At 50.4% G+C, this 24,430-nt stretch carries 24 protein-coding genes; 9 read left to right on the forward strand and 15 right to left on the reverse strand.

Annotated features, from left to right (window positions below; genetic code table 11):
* Nucleotides 1-23 precede the first annotated feature (23 nt).
* The 7 genes from Q0757_RS08745 to Q0757_RS08775 form a co-directional block, all read right to left on the reverse strand.
* Entirely contained in the window at nt 24-842 is an 819-nt protein-coding gene (locus Q0757_RS08745; RefSeq protein ID WP_298786369.1) for a carbohydrate ABC transporter permease, read from the reverse strand.
* Nucleotides 842-1,801, reverse strand: coding sequence for a carbohydrate ABC transporter permease (locus Q0757_RS08750; RefSeq protein WP_298786371.1), 960 nt, complete (start codon nt 1,799-1,801; stop codon nt 842-844). Before Q0757_RS08750 ends, Q0757_RS08745 begins: the two co-directional genes overlap by 1 nt.
* 74 nt (nt 1,802-1,875) lie before the next feature.
* Entirely contained in the window at nt 1,876-3,192 is a 1,317-nt protein-coding gene (locus Q0757_RS08755; RefSeq protein ID WP_298786373.1) for an ABC transporter substrate-binding protein, read from the reverse strand.
* Nucleotides 3,193-3,334: 142 nt separating this feature from the next.
* Complete coding sequence (locus Q0757_RS08760; RefSeq protein WP_298786375.1) at nt 3,335-4,711, reverse strand: response regulator; 1,377 nt, start codon at nt 4,709-4,711, stop codon at nt 3,335-3,337.
* Nucleotides 4,708-6,156, reverse strand: a complete 1,449-nt coding sequence (locus Q0757_RS08765) for a sensor histidine kinase (protein WP_298786377.1) — start codon at nt 6,154-6,156, stop codon at nt 4,708-4,710. Before Q0757_RS08765 ends, Q0757_RS08760 begins: the two co-directional genes overlap by 4 nt.
* Entirely contained in the window at nt 6,153-7,142 is a 990-nt protein-coding gene (locus Q0757_RS08770; protein ID WP_298786379.1) for a substrate-binding domain-containing protein, read from the reverse strand. The genes Q0757_RS08765 and Q0757_RS08770 overlap by 4 nt, the downstream gene beginning before the upstream one ends.
* A 123-nt stretch (nt 7,143-7,265) precedes the next feature.
* Nucleotides 7,266-8,252 (reverse strand): cyclodeaminase, encoded by a 987-nt coding sequence (locus tag Q0757_RS08775; protein WP_298786381.1) that lies wholly within the window; start codon nt 8,250-8,252, stop codon nt 7,266-7,268.
* Nucleotides 8,253-8,392: 140 nt separating this feature from the next.
* Here Q0757_RS08775 and Q0757_RS08780 point away from each other — a divergent pair, with 140 nt between their 5' ends.
* Both Q0757_RS08780 and Q0757_RS08785 read left to right on the forward strand, forming a co-directional pair.
* Complete coding sequence (locus tag Q0757_RS08780; RefSeq protein WP_298787010.1) at nt 8,393-9,376, forward strand: aldo/keto reductase; 984 nt, start codon at nt 8,393-8,395, stop codon at nt 9,374-9,376.
* 75 nt (nt 9,377-9,451) lie between these two features.
* Nucleotides 9,452-9,691 (forward strand): hypothetical protein, encoded by a 240-nt coding sequence (locus tag Q0757_RS08785; RefSeq protein ID WP_298786383.1) that lies wholly within the window; start codon nt 9,452-9,454, stop codon nt 9,689-9,691.
* 67 nt (nt 9,692-9,758) lie between these two features.
* On the opposite strand, the gene Q0757_RS08790 is transcribed toward Q0757_RS08785, so the two are convergent.
* The 3 genes from Q0757_RS08790 to Q0757_RS08800 all read right to left on the reverse strand — a co-directional run bounded on the left by Q0757_RS08790 (nt 9,759) and on the right by Q0757_RS08800 (nt 12,358).
* Nucleotides 9,759-10,592, reverse strand: a complete 834-nt coding sequence (locus tag Q0757_RS08790) for an STAS domain-containing protein (protein ID WP_298786385.1) — start codon at nt 10,590-10,592, stop codon at nt 9,759-9,761.
* A gap of 82 nt (nt 10,593-10,674) precedes the next feature.
* Nucleotides 10,675-12,111, reverse strand: coding sequence for an NAD(P)H-binding protein (locus tag Q0757_RS08795; protein WP_298786386.1), 1,437 nt, complete (start codon nt 12,109-12,111; stop codon nt 10,675-10,677).
* A gap of 64 nt (nt 12,112-12,175) precedes the next feature.
* On the reverse strand, nt 12,176-12,358 hold the full coding sequence (locus Q0757_RS08800; protein WP_298786388.1) for a hypothetical protein: 183 nt from the start codon (nt 12,356-12,358) through the stop codon (nt 12,176-12,178).
* A 182-nt stretch (nt 12,359-12,540) separates the two neighbouring features.
* On the opposite strand from Q0757_RS08800, the gene Q0757_RS08805 reads away from it, so the two are divergent.
* Both Q0757_RS08805 and Q0757_RS08810 read left to right on the forward strand, forming a co-directional pair.
* Entirely contained in the window at nt 12,541-13,503 is a 963-nt protein-coding gene (locus Q0757_RS08805; RefSeq protein WP_298786390.1) for an L-lactate dehydrogenase, read from the forward strand.
* 161 nt (nt 13,504-13,664) lie between these two features.
* Nucleotides 13,665-14,711 carry an SEC-C metal-binding domain-containing protein gene (locus Q0757_RS08810; protein WP_298786392.1) on the forward strand — a complete coding sequence of 349 codons (1,047 nt, stop codon included), beginning with the start codon at nt 13,665-13,667 and terminating at the stop codon, nt 14,709-14,711.
* Nucleotides 14,712-14,759: 48 nt separating this feature from the next.
* On the opposite strand, the gene Q0757_RS08815 is transcribed toward Q0757_RS08810, so the two are convergent.
* Both Q0757_RS08815 and Q0757_RS08820 read right to left on the reverse strand, forming a co-directional pair.
* Nucleotides 14,760-15,146 (reverse strand): DoxX family protein, encoded by a 387-nt coding sequence (locus Q0757_RS08815; RefSeq protein WP_298786394.1) that lies wholly within the window; start codon nt 15,144-15,146, stop codon nt 14,760-14,762.
* A gap of 115 nt (nt 15,147-15,261) precedes the next feature.
* A complete protein-coding gene (locus Q0757_RS08820) occupies nt 15,262-15,684 on the reverse strand; it encodes a hypothetical protein (protein ID WP_298786396.1) in 423 nt (140 codons plus the stop codon).
* A 172-nt stretch (nt 15,685-15,856) separates the two neighbouring features.
* On the opposite strand from Q0757_RS08820, the gene Q0757_RS08825 reads away from it, so the two are divergent.
* Nucleotides 15,857-16,123 carry a hypothetical protein gene (locus Q0757_RS08825; protein WP_298786398.1) on the forward strand — a complete coding sequence of 89 codons (267 nt, stop codon included), beginning with the start codon at nt 15,857-15,859 and terminating at the stop codon, nt 16,121-16,123.
* A 477-nt stretch (nt 16,124-16,600) separates the two neighbouring features.
* Here Q0757_RS08825 and Q0757_RS08830 read toward each other — a convergent pair whose 3' ends face one another.
* The 3 genes from Q0757_RS08830 to Q0757_RS08840 form a co-directional block, all read right to left on the reverse strand.
* Nucleotides 16,601-19,015: a heavy metal translocating P-type ATPase gene (locus tag Q0757_RS08830; protein WP_298786401.1), complete on the reverse strand. Its 2,415-nt coding sequence runs from the start codon at nt 19,013-19,015 to the stop codon at nt 16,601-16,603.
* Between the two features lie 119 nt (nt 19,016-19,134).
* Entirely contained in the window at nt 19,135-19,347 is a 213-nt protein-coding gene (gene copZ, locus Q0757_RS08835) for a copper chaperone CopZ (protein ID WP_298786403.1), read from the reverse strand.
* A 58-nt stretch (nt 19,348-19,405) separates the two neighbouring features.
* Nucleotides 19,406-19,699, reverse strand: a complete 294-nt coding sequence (locus tag Q0757_RS08840; RefSeq protein WP_079474653.1) for a metal-sensitive transcriptional regulator — start codon at nt 19,697-19,699, stop codon at nt 19,406-19,408.
* 190 nt (nt 19,700-19,889) lie between these two features.
* Here Q0757_RS08840 and Q0757_RS08845 point away from each other — a divergent pair, with 190 nt between their 5' ends.
* The 4 genes from Q0757_RS08845 (at nt 19,890) to Q0757_RS08860 (ending at nt 24,429) form a co-directional block, all read left to right on the forward strand.
* On the forward strand, nt 19,890-20,903 hold the full coding sequence (locus tag Q0757_RS08845) for a LacI family DNA-binding transcriptional regulator (protein ID WP_298786408.1): 1,014 nt from the start codon (nt 19,890-19,892) through the stop codon (nt 20,901-20,903).
* A 75-nt stretch (nt 20,904-20,978) separates the two neighbouring features.
* On the forward strand, nt 20,979-22,238 hold the full coding sequence (locus Q0757_RS08850) for an ABC transporter substrate-binding protein (protein WP_298786410.1): 1,260 nt from the start codon (nt 20,979-20,981) through the stop codon (nt 22,236-22,238).
* A gap of 24 nt (nt 22,239-22,262) precedes the next feature.
* A complete protein-coding gene (locus Q0757_RS08855) occupies nt 22,263-23,588 on the forward strand; it encodes a carbohydrate ABC transporter permease (protein ID WP_298786413.1) in 1,326 nt (441 codons plus the stop codon).
* 19 nt (nt 23,589-23,607) lie between these two features.
* The gene (locus tag Q0757_RS08860) at nt 23,608-24,429 is read left to right on the forward strand and encodes a carbohydrate ABC transporter permease (protein WP_022793961.1); all 822 of its coding nucleotides are present in this window, start codon (nt 23,608-23,610) and stop codon (nt 24,427-24,429) included.
* Nucleotide 24,430: the final 1 nt, after the last annotated feature.

Below are 24,430 nucleotides of genomic sequence, written 5' to 3' on the forward strand. Positions count from 1 at the left end.
CTGCCGGAGCAGGGAAGCTTTGATCACCCTTTGACCGAGCCGGCGAGCAGGCCGCGGACAAAGTATCTTCCTAGTACAATATAGACAATCAGCGTCGGCAGGGCGGCAAGCATGGCGCCGGCCATCTGTACGTTCCACTGCACGATCTGGCTGCCGGATAAATTCTGCAGCGCCACCATAACCGGCTGGCTGTCTGCGTTTGTGATTGTTACCGCAAACAAAAATTCGTTCCAGATGTTCGTAAACTGCCAGATGGCGACAACGACAAACCCCGTAATGGAAAGAGGGATGATGACACGCCGGAATATCTGCAGAAAACCTGCTCCGTCAATTTTCGCTGCCTCAATCATCGTATCAGGAATATTCGCATAAAAGTTTCTAAACATCAGAGTCGTAATTGGCAGACCATACACGACGTGGGTCAGAATCAGTCCCGGAATCGAGTTGTACAATTCGATGGTTCTGAGAAATTGAATGAGCGGGATGAGGATACTCTGATACGGAATAAACATCCCAAACAGCAGTATGGTAAAAAGAATTTCCGAGCCTTTGAACTTCCATTTGGACAGCACATATCCGTTCATCGCCCCGAGCAGCGCTGATAAAATCGTCGCCGGGATAACCAGATAAAAGCTGTTCGCCAGGTTCGGGGCCAGGGCAGTAAAGGCTTCCGCGTAGCTTGAAAAATCGATCGCTGTCGGAAATGCCCACATCGTAGCGAGACTTACTTCATCGAGCGGCTTCAGGCTGGTTACTACGATGACGTAGATCGGTGATAAAAACAGAAGCGACATGAAAATAGCTAGTGCGTATTTGAATACCGGCGTTAATCGAATGGCCATCAGCCTTCCCTCCTTCGATTGGCGAGTAAGTACGGTACGATGAATACAGCGACCAGGATGAGCATCACCATGGCAATGGCTGCCCCGTTTGCATAGTAGTTGGCCCTAAACGTCGTTTCAAACATATACACCCCCGGAACGTCGGTCACAAAATTCGCCCCCGAACCGGTCATGGCATAGACAAGGTCAAAGATTTTCAGCGAGATGTGCGCCATAATGATAACGACACTCACGGTAATTGGCAGAAGCAGCGGAATGACTACCTTCATGTATACCTTCCACTCCGACGCCCCGTCGACCCGGGCAGCCTCCCGAAGCTCTTCGGGAATGCCCCGCAGACCAGCCAGGTACATGGCCAGGGAAAAGCCGGTCATCTGCCAGACAGCTGCAATCACAAGCGCGATGATGGCGACCGGGAGACCGAATTCAATACTTCCCCATTGAAAGCCGCCCAGAATAGTCGTATCAGTGTACCAGAGCGGTTCGATACCGAAGAACGCCAAAAATGTATTGTAGCCGGTGGACGGGTTTAACAGCCACTGCCAGACAACACCGGTTACGACAAAGGACAGCGCCATTGGAAAAAGAAAAATATTACGAAAAAGCGCTTCGGCCTTTAGCTTCTGATCGATGAGTACAGCCAGGCCCAATCCACTTACAATCACGAACCCGATAAATAGCACTGTGAAAAAAAAGGTGTTCCTTAAATCCGCCTGAAAACGGAAGTCCTGGAACAGGTATATATAGTTTGCGAGTCCGGCAAACGAAAAGTCCGGTGTCAGGCTGTTCCAGTTGCTGAGCGAGACGTACCCCGTCCATCCGATAAATCCGTATACAAATACAGCGACCAGCAAAAACGAGGGAACGATAAACGCCACCGCCCACCAGCGGTCCTTGACTGCCTTTTTACGCTTCACCCGATCTTTTGATGCTGTTTTGTCCATTACTTCATCGGCCATCTTTTATCCCTCCTTTGAACAAAAGAAGCCCGGCACCGCTTGCATCGGCACGGGGCTTCCCTCTGTTAACCTTCTTATTTTTGCTCTTCATCCATTGCAGTCTGCATTGATTCCATCAGCTTCTCTTCGTCGCCCTGCGTAACGAAGATATTTACTGCCTGGTTCGCTTTTGTCACGAAGCCTTCAGAGGCAGCTGAACCGTGCGCAAGACTTGGCGTAAGCGATGTCTCCTGGAAGTCCTCCATCGTGTCCTGGCCGTATTCGTCATATTTGGACTCATCTGCGTCCACCCGCGCCGGGATCGAACCTTTTAACGGGTTGAACGTGTCCTGTCCTTCCTTCGAACCGAGGACGCTCAGGAATTCTTTTACCTGTTCCGGATTTTCAACTCCCTTTGGCAGACCGAACGTATCAGTGATAACCATGAAATCTTCCGAAGTGCCAGGGAACGGGGTGTAGCCGAAGCCTTCATTTACTTCGAGGCCAAGGTCATTTACAAAGTAACCCTTTGCCCAGTCGCCCATGTTAATCATGGCAGCTTCGCCGTCTGCAACCATCTGCGCCGAATCCTGCCAGTTTCTCGAAGCGTGGTCCTCATTGACATATTCAAGCATCTGTCCGAACTGCTCGGTAGCTGTCGCTACACGTTCATCGTCAAAGCCAACTTCTCCTTCAAATAGGGCTTCATAGTCCTCTGGACCGAGGTTGGCAAGCAGCAGGTTTTCGTAAATCTGCGTAGCCGGCCACGATTCTTTATCACCCATCGCAAGCGGCGTTACGCCTGCTGCCTCGAGCTCCTCTGCGACTTCAAAAAACTCATCGATATCAGTTGGCGGCTCGATGTCGTTTTCTTCAAACACTTCCATGTTGTAAAACATGACGTTTCCGCGGTGAATATTGACCGGTACGGAATAAATATCGCCGTCCGAGCTGACCATATCGATTAATTCCTCCGGAAACTTGTCATTGAGCTCTTCCTCTTCGTAAAAATCATTCAGCGGCTCCATTTTGTCTGCCGCCACCCAGCTGTCATTCAGCTCAGCTCCGCCGTGCACCTGGAACGTGGACGGCGGGTCATCGCCCTGCATTCTTGTGGCAAGCACTGCTTTAGCATTCGTACCGGCACCGCCGGCTACAGCTGCGTTTTCCACCGAAATATCGGGATTTTCCTCTTCAAACATATCGATTAAAGCCATCAGGCCGTCTTCCTCGCCAGCGCCTGTCCACCAGCTGAAGATTTCTACTTCAGCGTCGCTTCCGCCTTCTCCCGAGCCTCCGGAGCTGCCTTCATTTTCCGAACCCGATCCGGAATCCGAACCGCCTCCCCCACAGGCTGCCAAACCGAACAACAGCAATGAACTTCCTACCAGACCAACACTCTTTTTCAACATGAACCCTCCCCCTTGCAGGAATAATATGATTTTATGATAACGCTTACAATTTTGATTATAGGTCACGATCCTGCGTTTGTATGGAAGTATTTTCTATACAATCTTTTGATTGTCTGCATTATTTTTAGGTTACTTTATCCTATTACCTTTTGCCCTGCTGATATTGTTTTGGAGAGCATCCCACCTGTTTTTTAAAGACACGGCTGAAATAGTTCGGGTCTTTGTACCCGATACTGATGCTGATTTCCTTTAACGGCCGTTCGCGGTCCTGAAGCATCCGCTTTGCTTCCTGCATCCGTATACGCGTGACGTAATCAACAAATGATACTCCGGTTACTTCTTTAAACTGGTGGGAAAAATAGGCAGGGCTCCATTGCACATACCCCGCTATATCCTCGAGCTGGAGCGGTTTGGCATAGTGCTCCTTTACGTAGGCCTTCACCTTTTCAATCTGGTGATGCTCCCGAAAGTGAAGCCCTCTGTATGCCCCCACCACATGAAGGAGCCGCTTCCACTCCGCCGCATCCGACGGCATATCTTCTTCAAGAGTCCCGTTCATTTCCTTAACCAGTTCTTCAAGCTGAAGCCACAAATGCCTCCTCGATGATTTTTGGGGACGGGTATGCCACCATTCGCTCCAATAATAGATGGCGGATTTTTCTTCCCCGGTCCGCAGCGCATTCACAATGGAGGAGACCCACTGGCTGCTCTGTTCCGGCAGCGCATCCTGATCTTTTTCAAGACCGGACAATGCTTCCACATAAGCCTGGAACAGCTGTTTCACGTCGTGTTCCTTTTCAGAAATTCCTATGGATGCTTTTTCCCCAAGCTCAAAATGCATGCGGCGGCGGAGACGTTCAACCTCTTCAGAGCCTCTGTTTTTACCCGTGTGGAAGAAAAAAGTCCGAAACCATCCGTCCGGCTGACGGTCCGTAAGAAAAGCGTCGTTAGTCCACCGGGTCATTTTTTCTTCTATATCCTCCGGCATATCCTCTTCGCGCATGACCGCTGCAAAACCGCAGGAAGCTTCCGGCACTGCTTCTATGAGAAGATCTGCATGGTTTTCATACGGTTCTCCGTGACAGACGCTCTGGAAAAGAAGCTTTTGCAGCCTGTGGCTGTACTGTTTCCGTTCCTGCCTGCTGCGGTTTACTGCCGTCTGCACACGCATGAGTGTCTGAATGGTCTCTTCTTTTTTGCCCGGCTTTAACAAATACTCCTTTACACCCAACCCGAGCGCCTCCCGGGCATAGTCGAAGGAATCGTAGGCGGTGACCATAATAAAATGGATGCCGGATGCCGCCTGCTGAATGCGCTGTATGGCTTCAAGGCCGTTGCATCCCGGCATTTTAATATCCATCAGCATAATGTCCGGCCTTTTTTCGATAGCCAGCTCCACTGCCTCGGGCCCGTTCTCTGCCTCTCCGATTACTTCAATTTCCGGTAAATGAGCCGCTATCAGCTTTTTCATCGCTTTACGCTCAAGCCATTCATCCTCTGCCATCAATAGTCGTATCATCCTGCCTGCCCCCCTGCTTTCTGCCATTCTTTAACCGGCATACGGAGCTTCACCGTAGTGCCCTGCGCCGGGACAGATTCCACATCCACGAGCTCCCCGGTATGAAAGAATAATTCCAGACGCCTCCGGACGTTCTGCATGCCAAGGCCAGTGGAATGACCAATGTGCGCTTCCTGCTCTTCGCCCGCACCAAGAAGCTGCTGGCGCTGGCGCTCATTCATTCCTTTGCCGTTGTCCATTACCCGGACGACAATCTGACTGTCCTCCAGGCGCACCTGCACACGCACTTCGGCATTCTCTTCCATCCCTTCCACCCCGTGAATAAAGGCGTTCTCGATTACCGGCTGCAGCGTCAGCCTCGGGATAGGCACATCCAGCTCGTCTGTTCCGGTTTCAATATGTGTAGATAAGCGGTTCCGAAACCTTGTTTCCTGAATATGAAAATAACTCCGGATCACATCCAGCTCGTCCCGGAGCGTTACTTCTTTTTCGATATTCCCTAAGCTGTAGCGCAGCAGAGAGGAAACAGATTCTATCAATTCCGACGTTTCTTCCGCATCTTCCAGATAAGCCATTTTTGAAATCGTGTTCAGGGTGTTGAATAAAAAGTGCGGATTGATCTGATTCTGCAGATGCTTCAGCTCCAGCTGCTTCATCAGCTGATCCATCTCTGCCTTTTTTTCCATTTCGCCGACGTACGTATGAATATCTGTCCGCATACGGTTGAACGTACGGCCCAGAAGCTCCAGTTCGTCTCCCGAACGAATACGGAGCGGCTCCCCCTGAAAATGGCCGCGCGATACCTCCCCTGCTGCCCGGGACAATTCGTCGACCGGCTTTGTAATGCTTGAAGAGAACCGGAATGCGATAAAAGCAGCAATCAGTAGCGACGTAGCAAACAGGCATATAATAAAATAGCGGAATGAGGTATTACGCTCCTGAAGCTGGGCATACAGGTGCTGATACTCTGTCAGGGACTGATCGATAAGAGTCAGCGTGCTTTCCTGTATATAGGCGTTCGATTGTTCAGTTTCTGCGAGATTGCTTCCGTATTTTTCAATATCGCCCTGCAGCACAAACCCAGCGGTTGTTTCACTGTTTTGTTCGAGTGAATCGAGCAGCTGCATGTAGCTCTTCATTTCGACCGACCCCGGCTGACCTTCTTCATTACCGAGCTCCTCTGCCAGTGCCTTCATTTCCCCGGATGCCTGATAATAAGCGGCCCACGTTTCCTGTGAAGGGTTGGTCGCAATCTGCTGCGTCGCTGCCGTCCATTCTTCGGCCTGCCGGGAAATGGAATTCAACAGCACAAAGCGGTCAAAGCTCGTACTGTATTCATTAGTAATACGCTCTGAGCTCCAGTAAATACCGATAGCTACAGCGTTAAAAAGCAGAATAAAGGCAAAGGAGAAAAACACCATTTTCGAACGGATAGATCGTATCACCGCTCCCCGCCCCCTTCCCGTGCAGCATCAGAAGCTCTCCAAATAACCGTCTCGGTGTGCTGTACCGAAGGCACGTACTGCTGTTGATTCAGCCGGGCCACATCATAAACCGCCTGCTCCCCCATTTGTACGGGATGCTGACGGACCGTGGCATCAATTGTACCCTCCTCAAGCAGCTGTACTGTTTCAGGCAGTGTATCAAACCCGATCACATACAGCTCCCCGGCTCCTTCAATCTCTTCCATCCCCTGGGCTATGCCGATAGCGTCCAAAGCACTCGTGCCGTAAAGCGCTGTGATGTCGGGCTCCTCCTTCAATAAACTGTAGGTGGCCTGTGCGGCCCCAATCTCAGAGATTCCGGAATACCCGATGTCCTTAATTTCCACGCGGCCGCTTGCTTCCACAGTATCCCGGAAGCCTTCCACCCTTTCCTTCTGATTGACCGTGTCCGCACTTCCAGAAACGATGCCGACATACTGCCTTCCTTCCGTATTTCGGAGCAGCTCTTCCCCTGCCGAAACACCGGCTTCGTAATTGTCTGTGCCGATATAGGCACGCCGCCCGCTCTCCGGCACGTCACTGTCTACCGTGATAACCGGCACCCCTTTCTCCAGCGCTTTTTGCACCAGCTCCTGGAAAACAGGATCATCAATGCCCTGAGTGATAATAGCGTCTACATTGCTCTCGATCATCCGGTTCATCGTTTCAAGCTGCTCATCTTTACCTGCTTTGGACGGTCCGTACGTTTCGATATAAATGCCCGCCTCTTCGCCCGCTGCAACAGCGCCTTCTTTGATTTGTTCCCAGTAAGGATTGCCTGCTTCTTCCATAATGAGCGCTGCCCTCGTCTGGTACGTTTCGTTTTCCTCTGAATTGACCGGTTCCACGTAAAAAGCCTTTGTGCCAAAATAAACGGTTGCTGCCAGACTGGCCAGGCAACCGAGAAAGAAAACAGCAAACAACCAACGCTTCCTTCGTTCGCCCACCATCATAGCCCCCTTATAATGAAATCGTTTACAAATAATTATATAACTTTTTCCATAAATCACCACCCCTCCCCCCGAAAAAAGCAAAAAAAGGCACCGGATCATTAATCCGGCGCCCTCTGTTTATTCGTCCTCTGTTATTTCAATTCCTTCTCCGGAGGCCTTAAGCTGATCGTACGTGTAGACCGCAATGGCCGTGTCCTGCACCCCGGTGCCTGTCAGGTCGCAGAGAGTTATCTGTTCCATCGTTTCCCGGCGGGGCGCCTCTCCACTGATAATCGCCCCGAGCTCCACGGTGCTGCTTTCATCGATGATTCCTGCTTCTTTCGCCGTCCGGTGTTCTCCGATGGAAAACACCTGCGAGGCGGCATCACAGGCAAGAATGTCCACTGCCCCGAGTACATCCGGCTCGATTTCATTCTTTTCCGAGGCATCTGAGCCCATCGCTGTAATATGAAGTCCCGGATGCAGCCATTCTTTTTTGATGAACGGCTCTGTCGCCGGGGTCGTCGTGACGAGCACGTCGCAGTTTCGTACGACCGTTTCAAGATCGGCAGCTTCTGTCGTAACGCCAAGCTCATGCTCCATTTCACGCTGGTACGCCTCGGTCCGTTCTTTTTTGCGCCCATACACGTACACTTTTTCAATCGACGGCCGCACCATTTTCAGCGCACGCAGCTGAAAGCGCGCCTGCGTGCCGGTACCGACAATACCTGCAATTTTTGCCTCGTCTTTAGCCATATACCTGGCTGCCACAGCTCCGGCAATTCCTGTGCGCACATCGGTCAGGTAGCCGTTATCCTGCAGTACTGCTGCCGGGAAGCCTGTATCCGAGTGAAATAAAAGCATCATGCCGCTGAGGCTTGGAAGCCCTTTGTCCGGGTTATCGAAAAAACCGGTCGAAATTTTCAGGGCAAACTGATCCATACCTTTGACATAGGCCGTTTTTGCATCCATCTCCCCATTTTTGTCGGCAATGGGCATGCTGAGCACGGGAGGCATGGTTACTTCTCCTGCCTGCAGGCGCCGGAAGCCGTCTTCAATGAGGGAAAGCGCCTGCTGATTGACATCAATCGTATTTCTGATCGATTTTTCTTTAAATAAATACAAGGACTCCGCCTCCTTTAAAATGAACTGCTTTTATTATAGGAAACATTACACTAAATCAAAACCATTAATCATGAGAACGCTTAAATATTTACAGAACGGGAATGGCTTACCATACTTTGATTAAAAGGCAGGTGGACGGTGTGAAATATCGTCAGTTGGGAAATACCGAATTGGAAGTAAGTGAGCTGAGCTTTGGCACATGGGCCATTGGCGGCGCGTGGGGAGCAACAAACGATACCGAAGCGCTTAAGGGCCTTGAGGCTGCCATGGATGCAGGCGTGAATTTTTTCGACACGGCCGACGTCTACGGGGACGGCCACAGCGAAGAGTTAATCGGAAAAGCGACAAAGGGAAAAGAAGACAAGATTCACGTAGCCAGCAAATTTGCGCGCGGCGGCGATATTAATGACCCAAATACTTATTCCAGGGAAAGCGTCACGAACTACCTCGACGCTACGCTGAAGCGTCTCGGACGCGAACGCCTGGACCTTTATCAGATTCACTGCCCGCCGATTGACGTTTTAAAAGACGGCTCGGTGTTTCAGGTACTTGATGACCTGCAGGCGCAGGGAAAGATCCGTCACTACGGCGTCAGCGTGGAAACAGTGGAGGAAGGCATGGAATGCCTGCATTACCCGAATGTTAAGGCGCTTCAGGTGATCTACAATATTTTCCGCCAAAAGCCGGCAGAACGGCTGTTTCCACAGGCCAAAAAGCAGGGCGTCGGCATTCTGACCCGCGTGCCGCTCGCAAGTGGGCTGTTAACTGGGAAATATACAAAAGAAACGACATTTGCTGAAGATGACCACCGCAATTTCAACCGGGACGGCGACGCCTTCAATGTCGGAGAAACATTCGCCGGTCTTCCTTTCCAAAAGGGCGTGGAGCTCAGCACCTCCCTCCAGTGGATTAAAGAAGAACGGGGAACCATGGCGCAGGCAGCGCTTCGCTGGATTCTCGATAATGACGATGTCACCTGCGTCATACCAGGATTCCGGAATGAAAAACAGGTGTCTGACAGCCTCGAGACAGTCAGCGTGCCTTCCTTCTCCAGGGAGGAGCAGGAGAAGCTGACGAAGTTTTATTTAGAGGACGTAGAACCAAATATCCGCGGCGGATATTAAATCGTATGATTAACATCGTTTCTTCCCGGGTAACTGTACTAGTGGACAAATTATAAAGCAAAGGAGCGATTATATATGGGAAGCCAATCCGTTTCCGAACTAACTGCAGGTACGAACTATAAAGCGAGTGAAATTGACAGCTTTGTAGAAAACAATCATGTTACAGTTGTTTCTAACAACGAAAATCAATTGTTTACAGAGCCTGACCGCGAGTACAAAGTCGTCTATAAATTCGGCGGCTACTTCGATCATTCGAAGGAACTCGGCGGAAAAGAATTCGTTGAAAAACCAACGTATGTTGTAGAAAAAGTCTAATAACAGAATAATTCTGTATTCAAGACGAAAGAAAGCCGGCGCCTTTTTATTAAGGAGCCGGCTTTTTTTAGTGTTCCTGATCCATTGCCTGGGCAAGCGATGAGGCAATCGGCACGTCCTGAAAGCTGATGCCGAGATTGACGGAGGTCTGGGCAATTTCGGGACGCATCCCTGCCAGCACAGGCTGCACGCCGATCAGCTTTAACGAACGGATAAGCCCGAAAATCTGATGAGCGACGTGGGTGTCGATGCCGGCTACGCCGGACAGGTCGATAAACAATTCAGAAACCTGTTTTTTCGCGCATGCCTCGAGTGAATGCTCGAGTATCACTGCGGCCCGTTCTTCATCAATTTCACCTATTAACGGAAGAAGGGCAGAGGATTTATTCAGCGAAATGATTGGAGCGCTCAATTCATTAATAATGCTTTCCTTAGCTTCCAGCTTCTGCAGGAGCAGCCGGTTGGATTTTTCCACATACGAAAGAATAATCTGATCCATGCCGTTTGTTACGAGCTCCCGCAGCTGTTCTTTCATATTGGCGGAAAGCTCTGCGTGCTCTTCCGCATAAAAACGCTTCAGATAGGCTGTGTACTGCTCCCGGTATCTCATCATTTCCCGGACGACCCGGGCATCCTTCGTCCGGAAGTACTTGGGATCATTTATAACGCCGTCTATCCATACTTCAAAGGTATTCTCCCACGTATTCCGGTCCTCGACAAAAATGCTTGAAAAGTATAAATGAAACTCGTACGTCTGAGACTTCAGCTCCTCAATTTCTTTTGGATCCGTCGTTGCGTAAGCAGACTCTCTGTCTGATTCCTCCAACGTTTCGTACCATGTATTCGCCATCTCCGCTGCATGATTGACAAAATAGTCACGGATCAACTGGTTGGTGCTCATACGGCACCGTCTCCCTTCTGTTTGCAGACTGCCTTTATCCTTTTATATCTTCCTTAAAAAAGCTGGAGATAAACAAGAAAAATTATGACTCCGGCTGGAGCTGGCGGGATCTTCTTAACGTCCACTGATCTTTTTCAAGATGTGCTTTAAAGCGGTTCATGATCCAAAGATGAATAAATGCCTGAGTATATTGATAAAAGTACCATGGCATAGCCGGAACGTAATCATGCACCGCTACAATGCACTGATTCGTATGAGGAATTTTGCGAAATTCCAGCCGCCCCCGCTCTCCTTCGTTTACCTGGGCAAGCAGCCCCCCGGTAATATAGTAAAGCGCACGGTCTTCTTCGCTGCGTTCCTTAGAATAGGAAAGCTCAAGAAACGTTCTTTTCATGAAAGCAGGCCGCAGGCCGTACAGATAACGATCCGTCGTTTCCACCTTTACGAACGGGCGCAGAAGCTTCGGGAGCCACTTAATATAATAACGGGCCGTCCAGTCCGCGTCTCTTCCACTTGGAATTGTCACGCGCTGGACCGAGCGGACATTGCGTTCCACAGGCGCTGGCTTCAGGCGTGCCAAAATGGATGACTGCTCCTTCCTGCTTTCCTTCAGGGAGTTTTCTGCAGCCTCCTCGAATGAAATTTTCCCATCACTAATGCCTTTCACACTTTTTGCGGGATCAGCCACCATCGGATGAATCAGGCTTTCAATTAAGGGATAGACCAGGCTTTTCGGTGTCCCCGTAGTCACACTCACCCACAGTCTGGAAAGACGCACGGTGAAAAAAGGCACGGTGACTGCATACCGTTTTTTCCCCATCACCTTTGAGGTGATACCCATCATTTTCCGGTAGGTCATTACATCCGGCCCTCCAACATCGATCGAACGGTTGTAGAGCGACTCTTCCCCGATACTCTTCTGCAGACTGTTTAATACGTCGGCCAGGGCGATCGGATGGGTCTTGGTCTGCGTCCATTTCGGAAGAACCATGACCGGCAGCCGCTTCACCAACTTTGCGAGAATAGGGAATGAGGATCCCTGTGGGCCGACAATTAATCCTGCCCGTATAGCGGTTACCGGCGTCCGGTATGATTTCAGAATGTTTTCCACCTCAAGCCGACTGCTTAAATGGCGTGACAGGTGCTCAGCTTCAGGGATAATGCCGCTCAAATAAACGACCTGCTTTACCTGCTTCTGCTCGGCGGCACGTGCGAAATTATCCGCCAGGATAACATCCATGTCCTCAAACCGCCCCTGGGTCAGTTTAGACGTCGGCATCATCGAATGGACTAAGTATAGAGCGTAATCTGCACCTTCAAGTGCCTCTTCTGCGTCCTTTAATGAAAATAAATCACACGAGCGCCACGTTACATGCTCCTCGTTTTCCTTTGTATCTATGTTTCTTGAGAGAGCAATAATATCTGCATGCTTTTTCAGCTCCGCCATGAGATTTCTTCCAATGTAGCCGCTTGCTCCGGTAATCGCTATGACCGGCCGCCGATTGTCTGTCGCTTCCATTCTCACACGCTCCTTCTCACTTTTAAACTTTACATACACCATTCCCTAATTTCTCCGGTACTAATTACATATTTATTTTAGAAATAATCCACTGCGCCATTATCACTGTAACAAAGCTGACAAGAAATCCAAAAATCACGAAAGCAAGCACCCACAGCCAGCCCCTGTCGAGATTCAGCCCGGCGAGCAGGCCAATCACCGCCCACGTCAACGCCGTCGGGAGCGCGTATTTTAATGCATTTTTCATCGGGTCATCCCTCCTATTCTGCTCCTTTCCCGTTTCAAATTCCTCCCAACACTTAAGTTCATCATTTGTTCACAGCTATGTGTTGCCCACACTTGCATCAATTTGTGAAATAGTGCACAATATAGATAGATAAATATTGTTCAATCATTCACATGATTCATATTCGAAGGGAGATTTTATCTATGAAAAGAAATCACGTCCACCGGGTTGTTGTTATCGGAGCCGGCGCTGTTGGAAGCGGTTATGCGTTCTCATTAATTAACCAGGCCGTCGTTGAGGAGCTTGTGATCATCGATTTGGATGCACGCAAGGCTGAGGGGGACGTGATGGATTTGAATCACGGCAAAGCATTTGCCCCGCATCCTACGAAAACCTGGTTCGGCACGTATGAAGACTGCCGGGATGCCGATATTGTCTGCATTACTGCCGGCGCCAACCAAAAGCCCGGCGAGACCCGTCTCGACCTTGTCGGCAAAAACACAGCGATATTTAAAAATATCGTCGGCCAGGTGATGGATAATGGCTTTGACGGAATATTTCTTATCGCTGCCAACCCTGTGGATATTCTGACGTATGCCACTCAGCAGTTCAGCGGGCTTCCGAGAGAGAGAATCATTGGAAGTGGCACCATTCTTGATACCTCGCGCCTTCGGTTTATGCTGAGTGACTATTTCGACACTGCCGCCCAGAATGCCCATGCCTATGTTATTGGCGAACACGGTGACACGTCGCTTGCTGTCTGGAGTCAGGCAAACGTCGGCGGCCGAAACGCCGTAGAGCTGGCGGATGAAAAAGAAGATAAAAATGTGGAGGAAATGAAAGACATGATTAAAGACGTACGCGGGGCTGCCTATGAAATCATTGAACGAAAAGGAGCCACCAGCTACGGGATTGCGATGGGGCTTACCCGTATTACGAACGCGGTTCTTAAAAATGAAAACAGCGTCCTGACCGTCAGTGCCTATCTGGATGGGCAATACGGGGAAAGCGATCTGTGTATCGGGGTCCCGGCCGTGATTAACCGCGAGGGGATCCGGGAAGTGATCGAACTGCCGCTCGACGAAGATGAAGCCCGGAGCTTCCACCACAGCGCAGAGACCCTCCGTAATGTATGGGAAAATGCGAACAGGCAGGGAACCAGTTAAACGAACCTATTATTGTACGAATAAAGCCCTGAAGAACCCTTCCACTGCGAAGGGTTTTTTCACGTCTCCCTCCCCCGAAGCGCAGGGATTCCCCATTTCAGGGCAATGTATGTTAGAATTTGAAGGAATAGTAACATACTAGTGAGAAGGAGCCTGAATGTATGAGTATTTCACGTAACGATCCGTGTCCTTGCGGCAGCGGTAAAAAATACAAAAAATGCTGCGGCGATCCCGCCAACCAGCCAGCTTATACGACTGAAGAAGTAACCAACATACAGCTGGATCTTGCAGCCGCTGCAAACAAAGACAGCCGGAAGGATTTCAGCCATTATTACCGCCGGGTCTACCGGCCGAACTATTTCCCTTATGCCTGGCATAAATTTGTTCAAAATCTGGCGCTTGCCGACTTTTTACTGCACGGCAATGAGCGCAGGGAATGGATGAACATTCATCAGCAGATAGAGCACAACAGCCAGCACCCGCGGCTTCAGCGGCTTTATTCCAACTGGACCGGGCATAACCTGTCACTGTTCCGCCTGAATAAAATGACCGACGACTGGTACGAGGTCACCGACCTGCTGAGCGAGGAAGTTCACCATATTGAACCACTGTCCTTTTTCCGGGACCTGCAGGAAAACATTGTGTTTCTCGCCTTTTTAGTCCCTGTAGAGGATAAATGGTATCCAATGCTTGGCCTGCTGCCGTTCCATCCGGATTTCGCCGATGATGTTATTAACAGCGTTACCGGCTCTGTTCCGGACAACGAAGCGGATAAAGCCGGCTGGATCACGCATCACCTGCCGGATGTGCTTCGCACACTAAAGGATGATCTTCAGGAGAAATACCAGGAAGCAGATAGCGCCTCCACCCGTTCTGAAGCAGGTTCAGATGCTGCGGCCGATACAAAAGAGACCGCTGCGGCATCCACTTCAAACCTGAACGAGGATCGGCAGAAAGTAGTGGAGACACTCGAAAGCTCCGATCAGCTGTCCCAAGAAGCAGTATCTACAGCTGCAGAGCTGTGGACCCGCTTTTGCGAGCAGGAAAACCCTGTGATCCGCAAACCGGAGGCCCAGGCAGCAGCTCTTGAATACGCTGTAGGGGGCGGCACCCAAAAAGAAATCGCCGAACGCTACGGGGTGGCCTCCTCCACTATTCGTACGCAGTGGAAAAAGATGGAGCCCTATACGTCAAATGAAAATGCATAAACAATAAACGGCCTGTGGGGAATTCATCCCTGCAGGCCGTTTGCTTTTTCAGAAAGAGCGTTTCTTTTTTCGTTTTTTCAACGCAAGCATACGGCTTCCGGTTAGTGCCAGATGGATAGAGGCAGCCATCAGCAGGAGATCAAGCTCGAAGCCTCCAATCAGCCCCTGCTGCCATTTGACCGTTACAATCGCCCCAAGCATAATGAGCGCAAACAGACCCGCAACCACACGCGTCAGCAGCCCAAGAATAAGCAAAACTCCTCCAGCAGCTTCGATGACTGCTACAGCGTAAGCAGTGCCGTCCGGCATACCCATGCTGCCAAACGATGCAGCCGAGGCTCCCATTCCGTTCAGTAATTTATCGGCCCCGTGAGCTAAAAATATTACGCCCGTCACGACCCGGAGAATCAACAGGCCGGCTTCCATATTTTTCATATAATTTCCTCCCTTTTCTTTTTCACCAGTATGCCCAACACCTATGAATTTGAAAAGGTACTATCATAAGTCTGATGGCTTATGCCTATAAAAAAGAGGCCAAACCGGCCTCTTCTCACAGTTTTTTCTCCAGCCAGACGCGTTCATCTGTTAGCTCCTCTTTCACCTGAAAGCCAGCTGCCTGCAGCATATCAATAAATTCCGGGTGCTCATGGGCCAGCTTGGTCTGCACGACCTGATAGCCCTGTTCACGGGCATGAATAAGAACGTTGCCGACAAGACGGCTTCTCCATCCGTCATCTTCAAACGCTTCTTCCATCCCGTTCAGCCAGCTGTACCATACGCTGTCATCCTTTGCGTAGCTGATGTCGTAGCCGAGAATTTTCCCTTCCTCCCGTGCCACCTGCACAAGGGATGCCCCTGCCTGTTCCAGGGTCTGGTGCATTGGTTCCATTTTTTCAAAAAGCTGAGCATGTAAATATAGGATGCCCTGAAGCACTTCACTTGGAGGCATGCCTTCGTATTTTTCTATCTGCATCGTAATTGTTCCTTCCTTCCATCACTAACTTCTAAGGCAAGTGTAGCATATGCGGGCACGGTTTATCTTTCCTACCGCCTCTTCCCTGTTCATGTTACCATGTAAAGTGATATGAAAAGACGTCCCGTCGTACGTATACATACCAGAATGTAGTTGAGGAGATCGATGAGTCATGGAACTAACGTTAAATCTGTATTACCTGTTATTTATCGGCCTGGCGTTAAATGCCGTTATTTACGTCATCGCACGCATTAAACAGCACGGCCGCCGGCACCGGTTCGCCGCAGCGAATGTAACATTTATAGCTTTTTTCTCTGTTTTAATTTTAAGTATTGTATTCACCCGCTGGATCGGCCCCGACTTGTTTGCCGTGAGCGTCGGCATGATTTTTATGTTCGTTATCGCCGCCCTTTTGGATAAAAAAATGGGAGCGGATTAAATACAGCCAGGGGGCAGCGCCCCCGGCTGTATTTAGTCTGGTAAAAATCCCCTTAACAGGCATTCAGTCACCCCGCGGATTTACTCTGGAATTTTTGAATCTCCTGCATTAATAAATTAAGCTCGGCCTGGGCGCTGTTTATGGAAGCTGCTAGCCTGCCAAGTTCAATATTAGCCGTCTGATACAGGCATTTTGTAAGTTTATCAATGGAATCGGAATTGGCAATTTTAGCATTATCTATGGATGGGGACTTACAATTTGCAGCTATTTTGAACAGCCTCCTTGAATCACTTTTAAATTGGAGAAGCATCTATGAAATGCATTCGAACTATTATATTATACCTACAAACCTCTATTTATTATAGCATAAACTAAGAAAATTCATAGTCATATAGTAATGAACCGGATTCAAAATCAATTTTTCGGTCATATTGAATAAAAAATCCGGCAGAGCTGATTAAGCCCTGCCGGATTTTATTATGAAATCTTCATCCGCTGCAGGCGCAGGGCATTCAGTACAACAGAAACTGAACTGAACGCCATGGCTGCCCCGGCCACCCACGGAGCGAGCAGGCCGATGGCGGCAATAGGAATGCCGACGGAATTATACACAAACGCAAAGAATAAATTTTCTTTAATGTTTTTCATCGTTGCGCGGCTCATGAGTACAGCATCTGCTGCGCTGTTTAGATCCCCTCGCATCAGCGTAATGTCCGCTGCCTCCACGGCGATGTCTGTGCCTGTACCAACAGCCATGCCGATGTCAGCGGTCGCAAGCGCCGGTGCATCGTTAATCCCGTCTCCGACCATGGCGACGCGCCGTCCTTCACGCTGCAGCCGTGTTACTTCGCTGCTTTTCTGTTCAGGGAGTACGCGCGCAATCACACGGTCAATCCCTACCTCTGCTGCAATAGCGCGGGCAGTTTTCTCGTTATCACCGGTAATCATAACGACTTCAAGCCCTGCCGCCTGCATGCGTTCCACTGCCCGTCTGGATGTCTCCTTCACTGTATCAGCGACGGCAATCCAGCCGGCAAAGCGGTCGTTTACTGCTACTCCCATAACTGTTTTACCCTGATCCTCCAGCGTTTCGTTTTCTGCTCCTTCCGGAACACCTTCCACACGGCGCTCCGCCAGCCAGGCACTTGTGCCAACCGCTATAGTGCCGGCCTCTGTGACTGCAAGCACCCCTTTGCCGGGTACTGCTTCAAACGAAGAAGCAGGCTGCAGCGTAAGATTTTTCTCCGCCGCATCCTGGACAATCGCCTGGGCCAGCGCATGCTCGGAGGACTGCTCCGCTCCGGCAGCGTGCATCAGCAGCTGCTGCTCCGTCCAGTCCGGAGCCGGTACAATATCTGTCACTGCCGGCTCTCCTTTTGTAATCGTACCGGTTTTATCAAGCAGAATGGTTTCCACTGCCCCGGTGCTCTCGAGATATTGGCCGCCTTTAAACAGCACACCGTTTTCAGCAGCTCTGCCGGAGCCTGCCATAATAGACGTCGGCGTTGCGAGACCGAGCGCACATGGGCAGGCAATGACAAGAATGGCGATGGTTGGCAGCAGTGCCGCTTCAAGCGATCCGGGCTGCACAAAAAGAATCCAGGCGAGAAAGGTCAACAGTGCGATGCCAATTACAATCGGTACAAACACTCCGGATACACGATCGGCAAGGCGCTGAATCTCCGCCTTTCCGCCCTGGGCTTCTTCCACGACCCGGACAATCTGGGACAATGCCGTGTCCCTGCCGACCCGGGTGGCGCGCATGCGGATACGCCCGTTTCCGTTCACCGTGGCACCAATCACCGTGTCTCCCGTGTCTTTTTCCACCGGAATACTTTCACCCGTAAGCATGGATTCATCCACAGACGAGCGGCCGTCTATGACCTCCCCGTCCACTGGCACCCTCGCTCCCGGCTTCACGTGGACGACGTCGCCCTCCTGAACATCTTTGCTCTTTATTTCTGTTACTTCTCCGCCGCGTTCCACCAGGGCTGTTTCCGCTTTTAACGAAAGCAGCGATTTAATGGCGCGCGAGGTGCGTCCCTTCGCTTTCGCCTCAAACCACTTGCCAAGGAGGATAAGGGTAATGATCACTGCTGACGTTTCAAAATACAGCCCTTCGGATGCATTGCCTGTCAGCACAAAATACAGGCTGTAAAAATAGGCAGCCGAGGTCCCAAGGGCGACCAGCACATCCATATTGGCGCTGCCGCTCCGCAGTGATTTATAGGCGCTCCGGTAAAACGTGGAGCCGATGATAAACTGAACCGGCGTCGCAATGCCTAACTGAACCCAGGGGTTCATCAATACTTCCGGGGACCAGAGAAAGGACAGAAATCCGAAATGGGATACCATCGTCCATACAAGCGGAAGGGTCAAAAGCGCGGAAATCAGCAGCTGCCATCCTTTTTTCCGCTGCTCTTTTTCTCTCGGGTCCTCTGTCTCTTCCTCGGTGCGTTCAGTTAACCCGTACCCTAATTTGTCTACTGCCTGTTCCATGTCCTCTACAGAAACTTCTCCGTCCAGATAGTGAACCGTGGCACGCTCCATTGCCAGGTTGACGGTGGCTTCCGACACGCCAGGAAGTTTATTCAGCTTCTTTTCCACCCGGTTGGCGCAGGCGGCACAGGTCATTCCGGTGACGTCAAACACCGCTTCGCTGCGGCGAACGCTATAGCCCGTCTGTTCTACTTTTTCTTCCATGTCATGCGGTGCTACCTCACTGGGATCATACTGTACCGAAAGCTGTTCGGTCGTTAAATTAACAGAGGCTTCCGACACACCCTCCATTTTCCCAATCTGTTTTTCAATGCGCCTCGAGCATGCTGCGCAGGTCATTCCCTCTATGGAGGCGTTCCAGTGGGCAGAACTATTAGCTGTCTGGTTTTCCATTATGACACCTCACTCCCTTACAGGCTTTCTTTAAATATTATACCCCCGTATAGTATTTTGCAAACAAAGAATGCGTAAAAAAGCGGACCGTGCCGTCACGATCCGCTCCTTCTTATTATTTACGCGGATACAACATCGTACCCCTGGTCATCTATCGCTTCATCGATATCTTTTCGTGAAGTTACGTCAGGATCGTATTCTACATCTACGGCTCCAGTATCAAGGTTTACTTTTACATTCGAAACGCCCTGCAGTTCGCCAACGCCGCCTTCTACCGCAGAGACGCAGTGACCACAGCTCATTCCTTCCACCTGAATCGTTTCTTTTTTCATTTCAACCATCCTTTCTATACCCTCATTGTATAATACACCGGCGGGGTATTGTCAAAAATCACTTCATCATCCGCCGCATAACAGCCATCAGCTCTTCAATGGATTCTTCGCCCTCGCCGTCTTTAATTGCATTTGCCACGCAGTGTGAGGTGTGGTCCTCCATTAATGCCAGCGACACTTTGTTGGTCGCCGACTGAATAGCTGCAATCTGGTTTAAAATATCCACACAGTAGCGATCGTTTTCCACCATATCGTGAACGCCGCGCACCTGTCCTTCAATGCGCTTTAATCGATTCAGCATTTGTTGTTTATTAGGTTGGACGGTCCTTTTGTTGCCTGAAGCATGCTCCATACTGTCCACTCCTTCTTATCGCTTATTTACCGCTAGTTTACTAGGTTGCACGGCGTTAATCAATTTTTATGATTCATAGAAAAGCACTGTTTTTTATGATAATTTTTAAAAATTTTCAATTTAGGGTTGCGTTAAATGAAAGCGTTTTCTATAATGAAGTCATTCTTCCAAAACGTTTCGGAGGCTGATCATGAATACTATCAAAGATATCGCTAAAGCAGCCGGCGTTTCGGTCACTACTGTTTCAAGAGCCCTAAATGGATACAGCGACGTCAATGAACAAACGCGTCAACGTATCCAGGAGGTCGCTGAACAGCTGGACTATGCGCCAAATCATATTGCACGCGGCCTCGTTATGAATCGTTCGAAGACAATTGGGCTCTTAACCTCCCAATCCTTTCCTTCCAATTCGAAGGATACGTTCACACTTGATATTCTGGCCGGCGTAAACGAATACGCCAACGAATACGGTTATGACCTCATCGTATTTCAATCCCGTCCTGCCGGAGACCGCACGTATTATCAAATGTGCCGGGAGCGGCAGCTCGAAGGAGTAATCACCCAGAACCTTCCCCATGATCACTCCGCCACTGAGGAGCTGGCGGCTACCGGACTGCCGTGCGTGTTTATCGACAACCAGGTGGAAAGTGGTACCGCAAGCTTTGTTACCACCGACAACGCAGACGGTGCACGTCAGGCGCTGGTGCATTTGATCGGCCTCGGTCATGAACATATCGCATTTATGAACGGCCATCATTACGCCTACGTATCCAGGGAGCGCCGCAAAGGCTACGAAGAAACACTCCGGGAGTTCAGCCTGCCCTACCGTGAGGAATACATACGGGAGGCTGCCTTCGATGAAAAAATGGCAGAGCAGGAAGCGCTCGGGCTGCTTCAGGCCTACCCGCACATTACGGCCGTCTTTTGCGCAAGTGACCTGATGGCTCATGGCGTCATGCGGGCAGCACATCAGCTTGGATATGTGCTTCCGCAGGATCTGTCCATTATCGGCTTTGACGACCTGGTGCTAGCGGAGTACTTTTCACCACCGCTTACGACCGTCCATCAGGACAGGTACACGCTGGGCCGCAAAGCCTGCGAATTACTTATTGATAAGATTGAAGGGAGAGAAACACCTGACAGTCTGGTAATTCCTGCGTCACTGACCGTCCGGGAATCCACCAGTCCCCCGGGGAGTAAGTAATTTTTCTTTACTTTTCCCTGCTATCCGAAACGTTTCGGATATTTTGAAATCGATTTCACATAAGGAGGAATAGGCATGAAAAAAGCTGCAGCCGTTACAGGAGCGTTTATAATGCTCGCCGGATGTTCAACTGCGGACATCTCCCCCACCGCTGAGGACGAAGTTACGATTACGTACGCCCGCGGTGTGGATACGACCAACGCGACAGATGCCACGATCAAGGCATTTGAAGAAGAGCATCCAAATATCAATGTGGAGGTCCGGGAGATGCCGCCGGATACAGGCGAACAGCATAACCAGTACGCCACGATTTTAAGCAGCGGCAGTGATGAAATCGATGTGTTTGCCGCTGACGTCGTCTGGCCGGCAGAATTTGCCCAGGCCGGCTATGCGCTTCCGCTCGACCGCCTGATTGAAAGGGACAATGTTGATATTGACGCCCATTTTCCAGCCACCATTGAATCCACTTCCTATAACGGCCGGCAGTTTGCCATGCCAGCTTACACAGATGCCGGTCTTCTGTTTTACCGGAAGGATATCGTAGACGAACCACCGGAAACGTGGGAAGAGCTTGAAACGATGGCCGCAGAGCTTCAGGGCGAGGAAGGCACGTCCTTCGGCTACGCGATGCAGGCTTCCCAGTATGAAGGACTTGTCACCAACGCTATTGAATACATTGGCGCCTATGGCGGCCAGATCATTAATGAAAACCAGGAGGTAGTCGTTAATTCCCCCGAGGCTATTGAAGGCATTCAAAAAATGATCGATGTGACCCAGTCTGACTTTGTGCCTAATAATATTTTAAATTTCCAGGAAATAGAAACGGAAAACGCATTTATCAATGGTAACACCGTCTTTGCCAGGAACTGGCCGTATCTGCTATCCACCTCGACCGATCCGGAAATATCCAACATCCCGGATAATGTCGGCTTCACTACGCTTCCGTCCGGAAGCGATGGCACTGCCTCGGCACTTGGCGGATGGACGACGATGATTAATAAAAATTCCGAAGAGGTCGAGGCTTCGTGGGAATTTGTAAAATTTATGTCCAGTGAGCAGGGCCAGAAAATCGGCGCTCTCGAAGGCAGCCGGGCTCCTACTATTGAGTCGTTATATGACGATGAAGACATCCAGGAGGCAAATGCTCTATTTGCGGATGATGCGTTCGTCGAAACGCTTCAAAATGCAGTTCCCCGTCCAGTGACGGCGGACTATCCGGAGGTTTCGGATATCATGCAGATTGAGCTTTCGCGTGCAGCAGCGGGTGAAATTACGGCTGAAGAAGCTGCTGCCAACATGGAACGCAAATTGAGCGCCGTTTTGAATGAAGAATAATACGGATTCAAAGGAGGAAGCCCCATGGCTGGAAAATCTGGACGCAAATTTCAATTAAACGAAAAACAATTAGGCTACGCAATGGTCGCCCCGGCGCTCGTTTTGATTCTTCTTGTCGTAATATGGCCCATTATGCTTTCCGGCTGGAACAGCCTGTTTGACTACCGGCTGAATGACCCGACCAAGTCGGAGCGTATTATGAGCGAAAGCCTGAATCTCGAAGAATACGCCGATAACCGGTACCTTGTCGAACAAAATGTTAACGAGTTAAGCGAAGCTTATCCGGAAGGGGAAGAGACGTTTAACGAAACCTGGGCTGTCGTCCAGGAGCATCATGAAGAGCTCGTGGACGATGAGGGGATGGCTTCAAGCTATCAGGAAGTCAACAGTATGCTGAATAACTACGAGCCGATCACAGACGATAACCTGCGCATTCAGTCGATCGACGGCTCATGGGGCAGTGATTTTGAAGCCGCAATGGATGAACAAATTGAAGCCGTCAACTCCGTGCAGCAGCAGGCTGACGGTGACATCGCCCTGGAAATTGGCTATCTGGCCGCCCAGCTTGAAAACCTGCAGGGCTCGGTGCTGTCCCCGAACTTTGTCGGCCTGCAGAATTACACGGATTACCTGTCGGATGGCCGGACCTGGACCGCTTTAACGAATACGACCTTCTTTACGATTGTTTCTGTCGGTGCTGAGCTGATCATCGGCCTTGGTGTCGCCCTGTTAATCAACCGGACCTTCAAGGGGCGCGGAATTGTACGGGCATCGGTTCTCGTGCCGTGGGCTATTCCAACAGCCGTGGCTGCCATGATGTGGAGCTATCTATTCGACGGGCAGTCCGGGATCGTCGCCCACTATATGGCTGCCATCGGATTAATTTCCGACCCCGGCGCCCTTTTAACGACAGCGTCCGGCTCCATGTTTTCCATCATATTTGCCGACGTCTGGAAAACGACGCCTTACATGGCTCTCCTCCTGCTTGCCGGGCTTCAGACTATACCAAACACGCAGTATGAAGCAGCGGAAGTGGACGGGGCCGGCAGAGTCCAGAAGTTTTTCTTTGTAACCCTGCCGCTGTTAAAGTCAGCAATTCTCGTGGCCCTGCTCTTCCGGACCCTTGATGCCTTCCGCGTGTTTGACCTGATTTATGTACTGACCGGCGGCGGCCCGGCAAACGCTACGGAATCGATTTCCGTCTTTGCCTACAAGGCCCTGTTTGAACAGCAGAACTTCGGTGCCGGCTCTGCCCTTTCCGTCATTGTATTTGTCTGTGTGGCCATCATCAGCTTTATCTTCGTCAAGCTGCTTGGTTCGGACCTGTTTCCGGAAAGAGCGAAAAAATAAGTGGAAGGAGTGACTGTACATGCTTAAAAACCAAGCCGGTATCCGCTTTTACATTTTCCTGGCTATCTTCGTATTTCTCGTTATGTTTCCATTCATCTGGATCTTTTTAACATCCCTGAAGCCCCAGAATGAGCTCACATCGTTTGCATGGTTTACATCCAATGCTACTCTTGAGTCGTACGCATCAGCGATTACGACGAGGCCGCTCTTTCGTTACATGCTCAACAGCTTTGTCGTTTCCGGCCTGACCACGGTTTTATCGCTCTTGATTGCTTCGTTCACGGCCTATGCGGTTACGCGGCTGCCCATCCGCGGCAAGACTTTAATTTTAGGCCTCGTCCTAGCATCATCGATGTTTCCGCCAATTGCAATTTTGTCGCCAATCTTTAACTTTGTGACGGACACGGGACTTCGCAACAGCTATATCGGACTTGTTATCCCGTACATTACCATCAGCCTGCCGCTAGCTATCTGGATTCTGGCCACCTTTTTTCAAAAAATCCCGTGGGAGCTCGAAGAATCGGCCAAGCTGGACGGCGCTACGCCATTTCAGACGTACCGGCAGATCATTCTGCCGCTCGCCACACCGGGCATCTTTACTACGGCAATTCTCGTTTTCGTCGCAGCCTGGAATGAATATCTTTTCGCCCTGGCGATCAATACCGCCGATGCCTGGCGCACGATTCCGGTCGGCATCTCCTTCTACCAGAGTGAATACACAGTGCCGTGGGGCGACATTTCCGCCGCTACCGTCATCGTCACCATCCCGATTGTCATTCTCGTTCTGATTTTCCAGCGCCGGATAGTTTCCGGACTTACGAGCGGGTCAGTAAAAGAATAAT

The sequence above is a fragment of the uncultured Marinococcus sp. genome (genome assembly GCF_947493875.1).
GTDB lineage: Bacteria > Bacillota > Bacilli > Bacillales > Marinococcaceae > Marinococcus.

Excerpts from the sequence above, each read along its gene's own strand:
- Q0757_RS08745 (WP_298786369.1), bottom strand. The coding sequence starts at position 842 with ATGGCCATTCGATTAACGCCGGTATTCAAATACGCACTAGCTATTTTC.
- Q0757_RS08750 (WP_298786371.1), bottom strand. The coding sequence starts at position 1,801 with ATGGCCGATGAAGTAATGGACAAAACAGCATCAAAAGATCGGGTGAAG.
- Q0757_RS08755 (WP_298786373.1), bottom strand. The coding sequence starts at position 3,192 with ATGTTGAAAAAGAGTGTTGGTCTGGTAGGAAGTTCATTGCTGTTGTTC.
- Q0757_RS08760 (WP_298786375.1), bottom strand. The coding sequence starts at position 4,711 with ATGATACGACTATTGATGGCAGAGGATGAATGGCTTGAGCGTAAAGCG.
- Q0757_RS08785 (WP_298786383.1), top strand. The coding sequence starts at position 9,452 with ATGGGAAGCCAATCCGTTTCCGAACTAACTGCAGGTACGAACTATAAA.
- Q0757_RS08790 (WP_298786385.1), bottom strand. The coding sequence starts at position 10,592 with ATGAGCACCAACCAGTTGATCCGTGACTATTTTGTCAATCATGCAGCG.
- Q0757_RS08795 (WP_298786386.1), bottom strand. The coding sequence starts at position 12,111 with ATGGAAGCGACAGACAATCGGCGGCCGGTCATAGCGATTACCGGAGCA.
- Q0757_RS08800 (WP_298786388.1), bottom strand. The coding sequence starts at position 12,358 with ATGAAAAATGCATTAAAATACGCGCTCCCGACGGCGTTGACGTGGGCG.
- Q0757_RS08805 (WP_298786390.1), top strand. The coding sequence starts at position 12,541 with ATGAAAAGAAATCACGTCCACCGGGTTGTTGTTATCGGAGCCGGCGCT.
- Q0757_RS08810 (WP_298786392.1), top strand. The coding sequence starts at position 13,665 with ATGAGTATTTCACGTAACGATCCGTGTCCTTGCGGCAGCGGTAAAAAA.
- Q0757_RS08815 (WP_298786394.1), bottom strand. The coding sequence starts at position 15,146 with ATGAAAAATATGGAAGCCGGCCTGTTGATTCTCCGGGTCGTGACGGGC.
- Q0757_RS08820 (WP_298786396.1), bottom strand. The coding sequence starts at position 15,684 with ATGCAGATAGAAAAATACGAAGGCATGCCTCCAAGTGAAGTGCTTCAG.
- Q0757_RS08825 (WP_298786398.1), top strand. The coding sequence starts at position 15,857 with ATGGAACTAACGTTAAATCTGTATTACCTGTTATTTATCGGCCTGGCG.
- Q0757_RS08830 (WP_298786401.1), bottom strand. The coding sequence starts at position 19,015 with ATGGAAAACCAGACAGCTAATAGTTCTGCCCACTGGAACGCCTCCATA.
- copZ (WP_298786403.1), bottom strand. The coding sequence starts at position 19,347 with ATGAAAAAAGAAACGATTCAGGTGGAAGGAATGAGCTGTGGTCACTGC.
- Q0757_RS08840 (WP_079474653.1), bottom strand. The coding sequence starts at position 19,699 with ATGGAGCATGCTTCAGGCAACAAAAGGACCGTCCAACCTAATAAACAA.
- Q0757_RS08845 (WP_298786408.1), top strand. The coding sequence starts at position 19,890 with ATGAATACTATCAAAGATATCGCTAAAGCAGCCGGCGTTTCGGTCACT.
- Q0757_RS08850 (WP_298786410.1), top strand. The coding sequence starts at position 20,979 with ATGAAAAAAGCTGCAGCCGTTACAGGAGCGTTTATAATGCTCGCCGGA.
- Q0757_RS08855 (WP_298786413.1), top strand. The coding sequence starts at position 22,263 with ATGGCTGGAAAATCTGGACGCAAATTTCAATTAAACGAAAAACAATTA.
- Q0757_RS08860 (WP_022793961.1), top strand. The coding sequence starts at position 23,608 with ATGCTTAAAAACCAAGCCGGTATCCGCTTTTACATTTTCCTGGCTATC.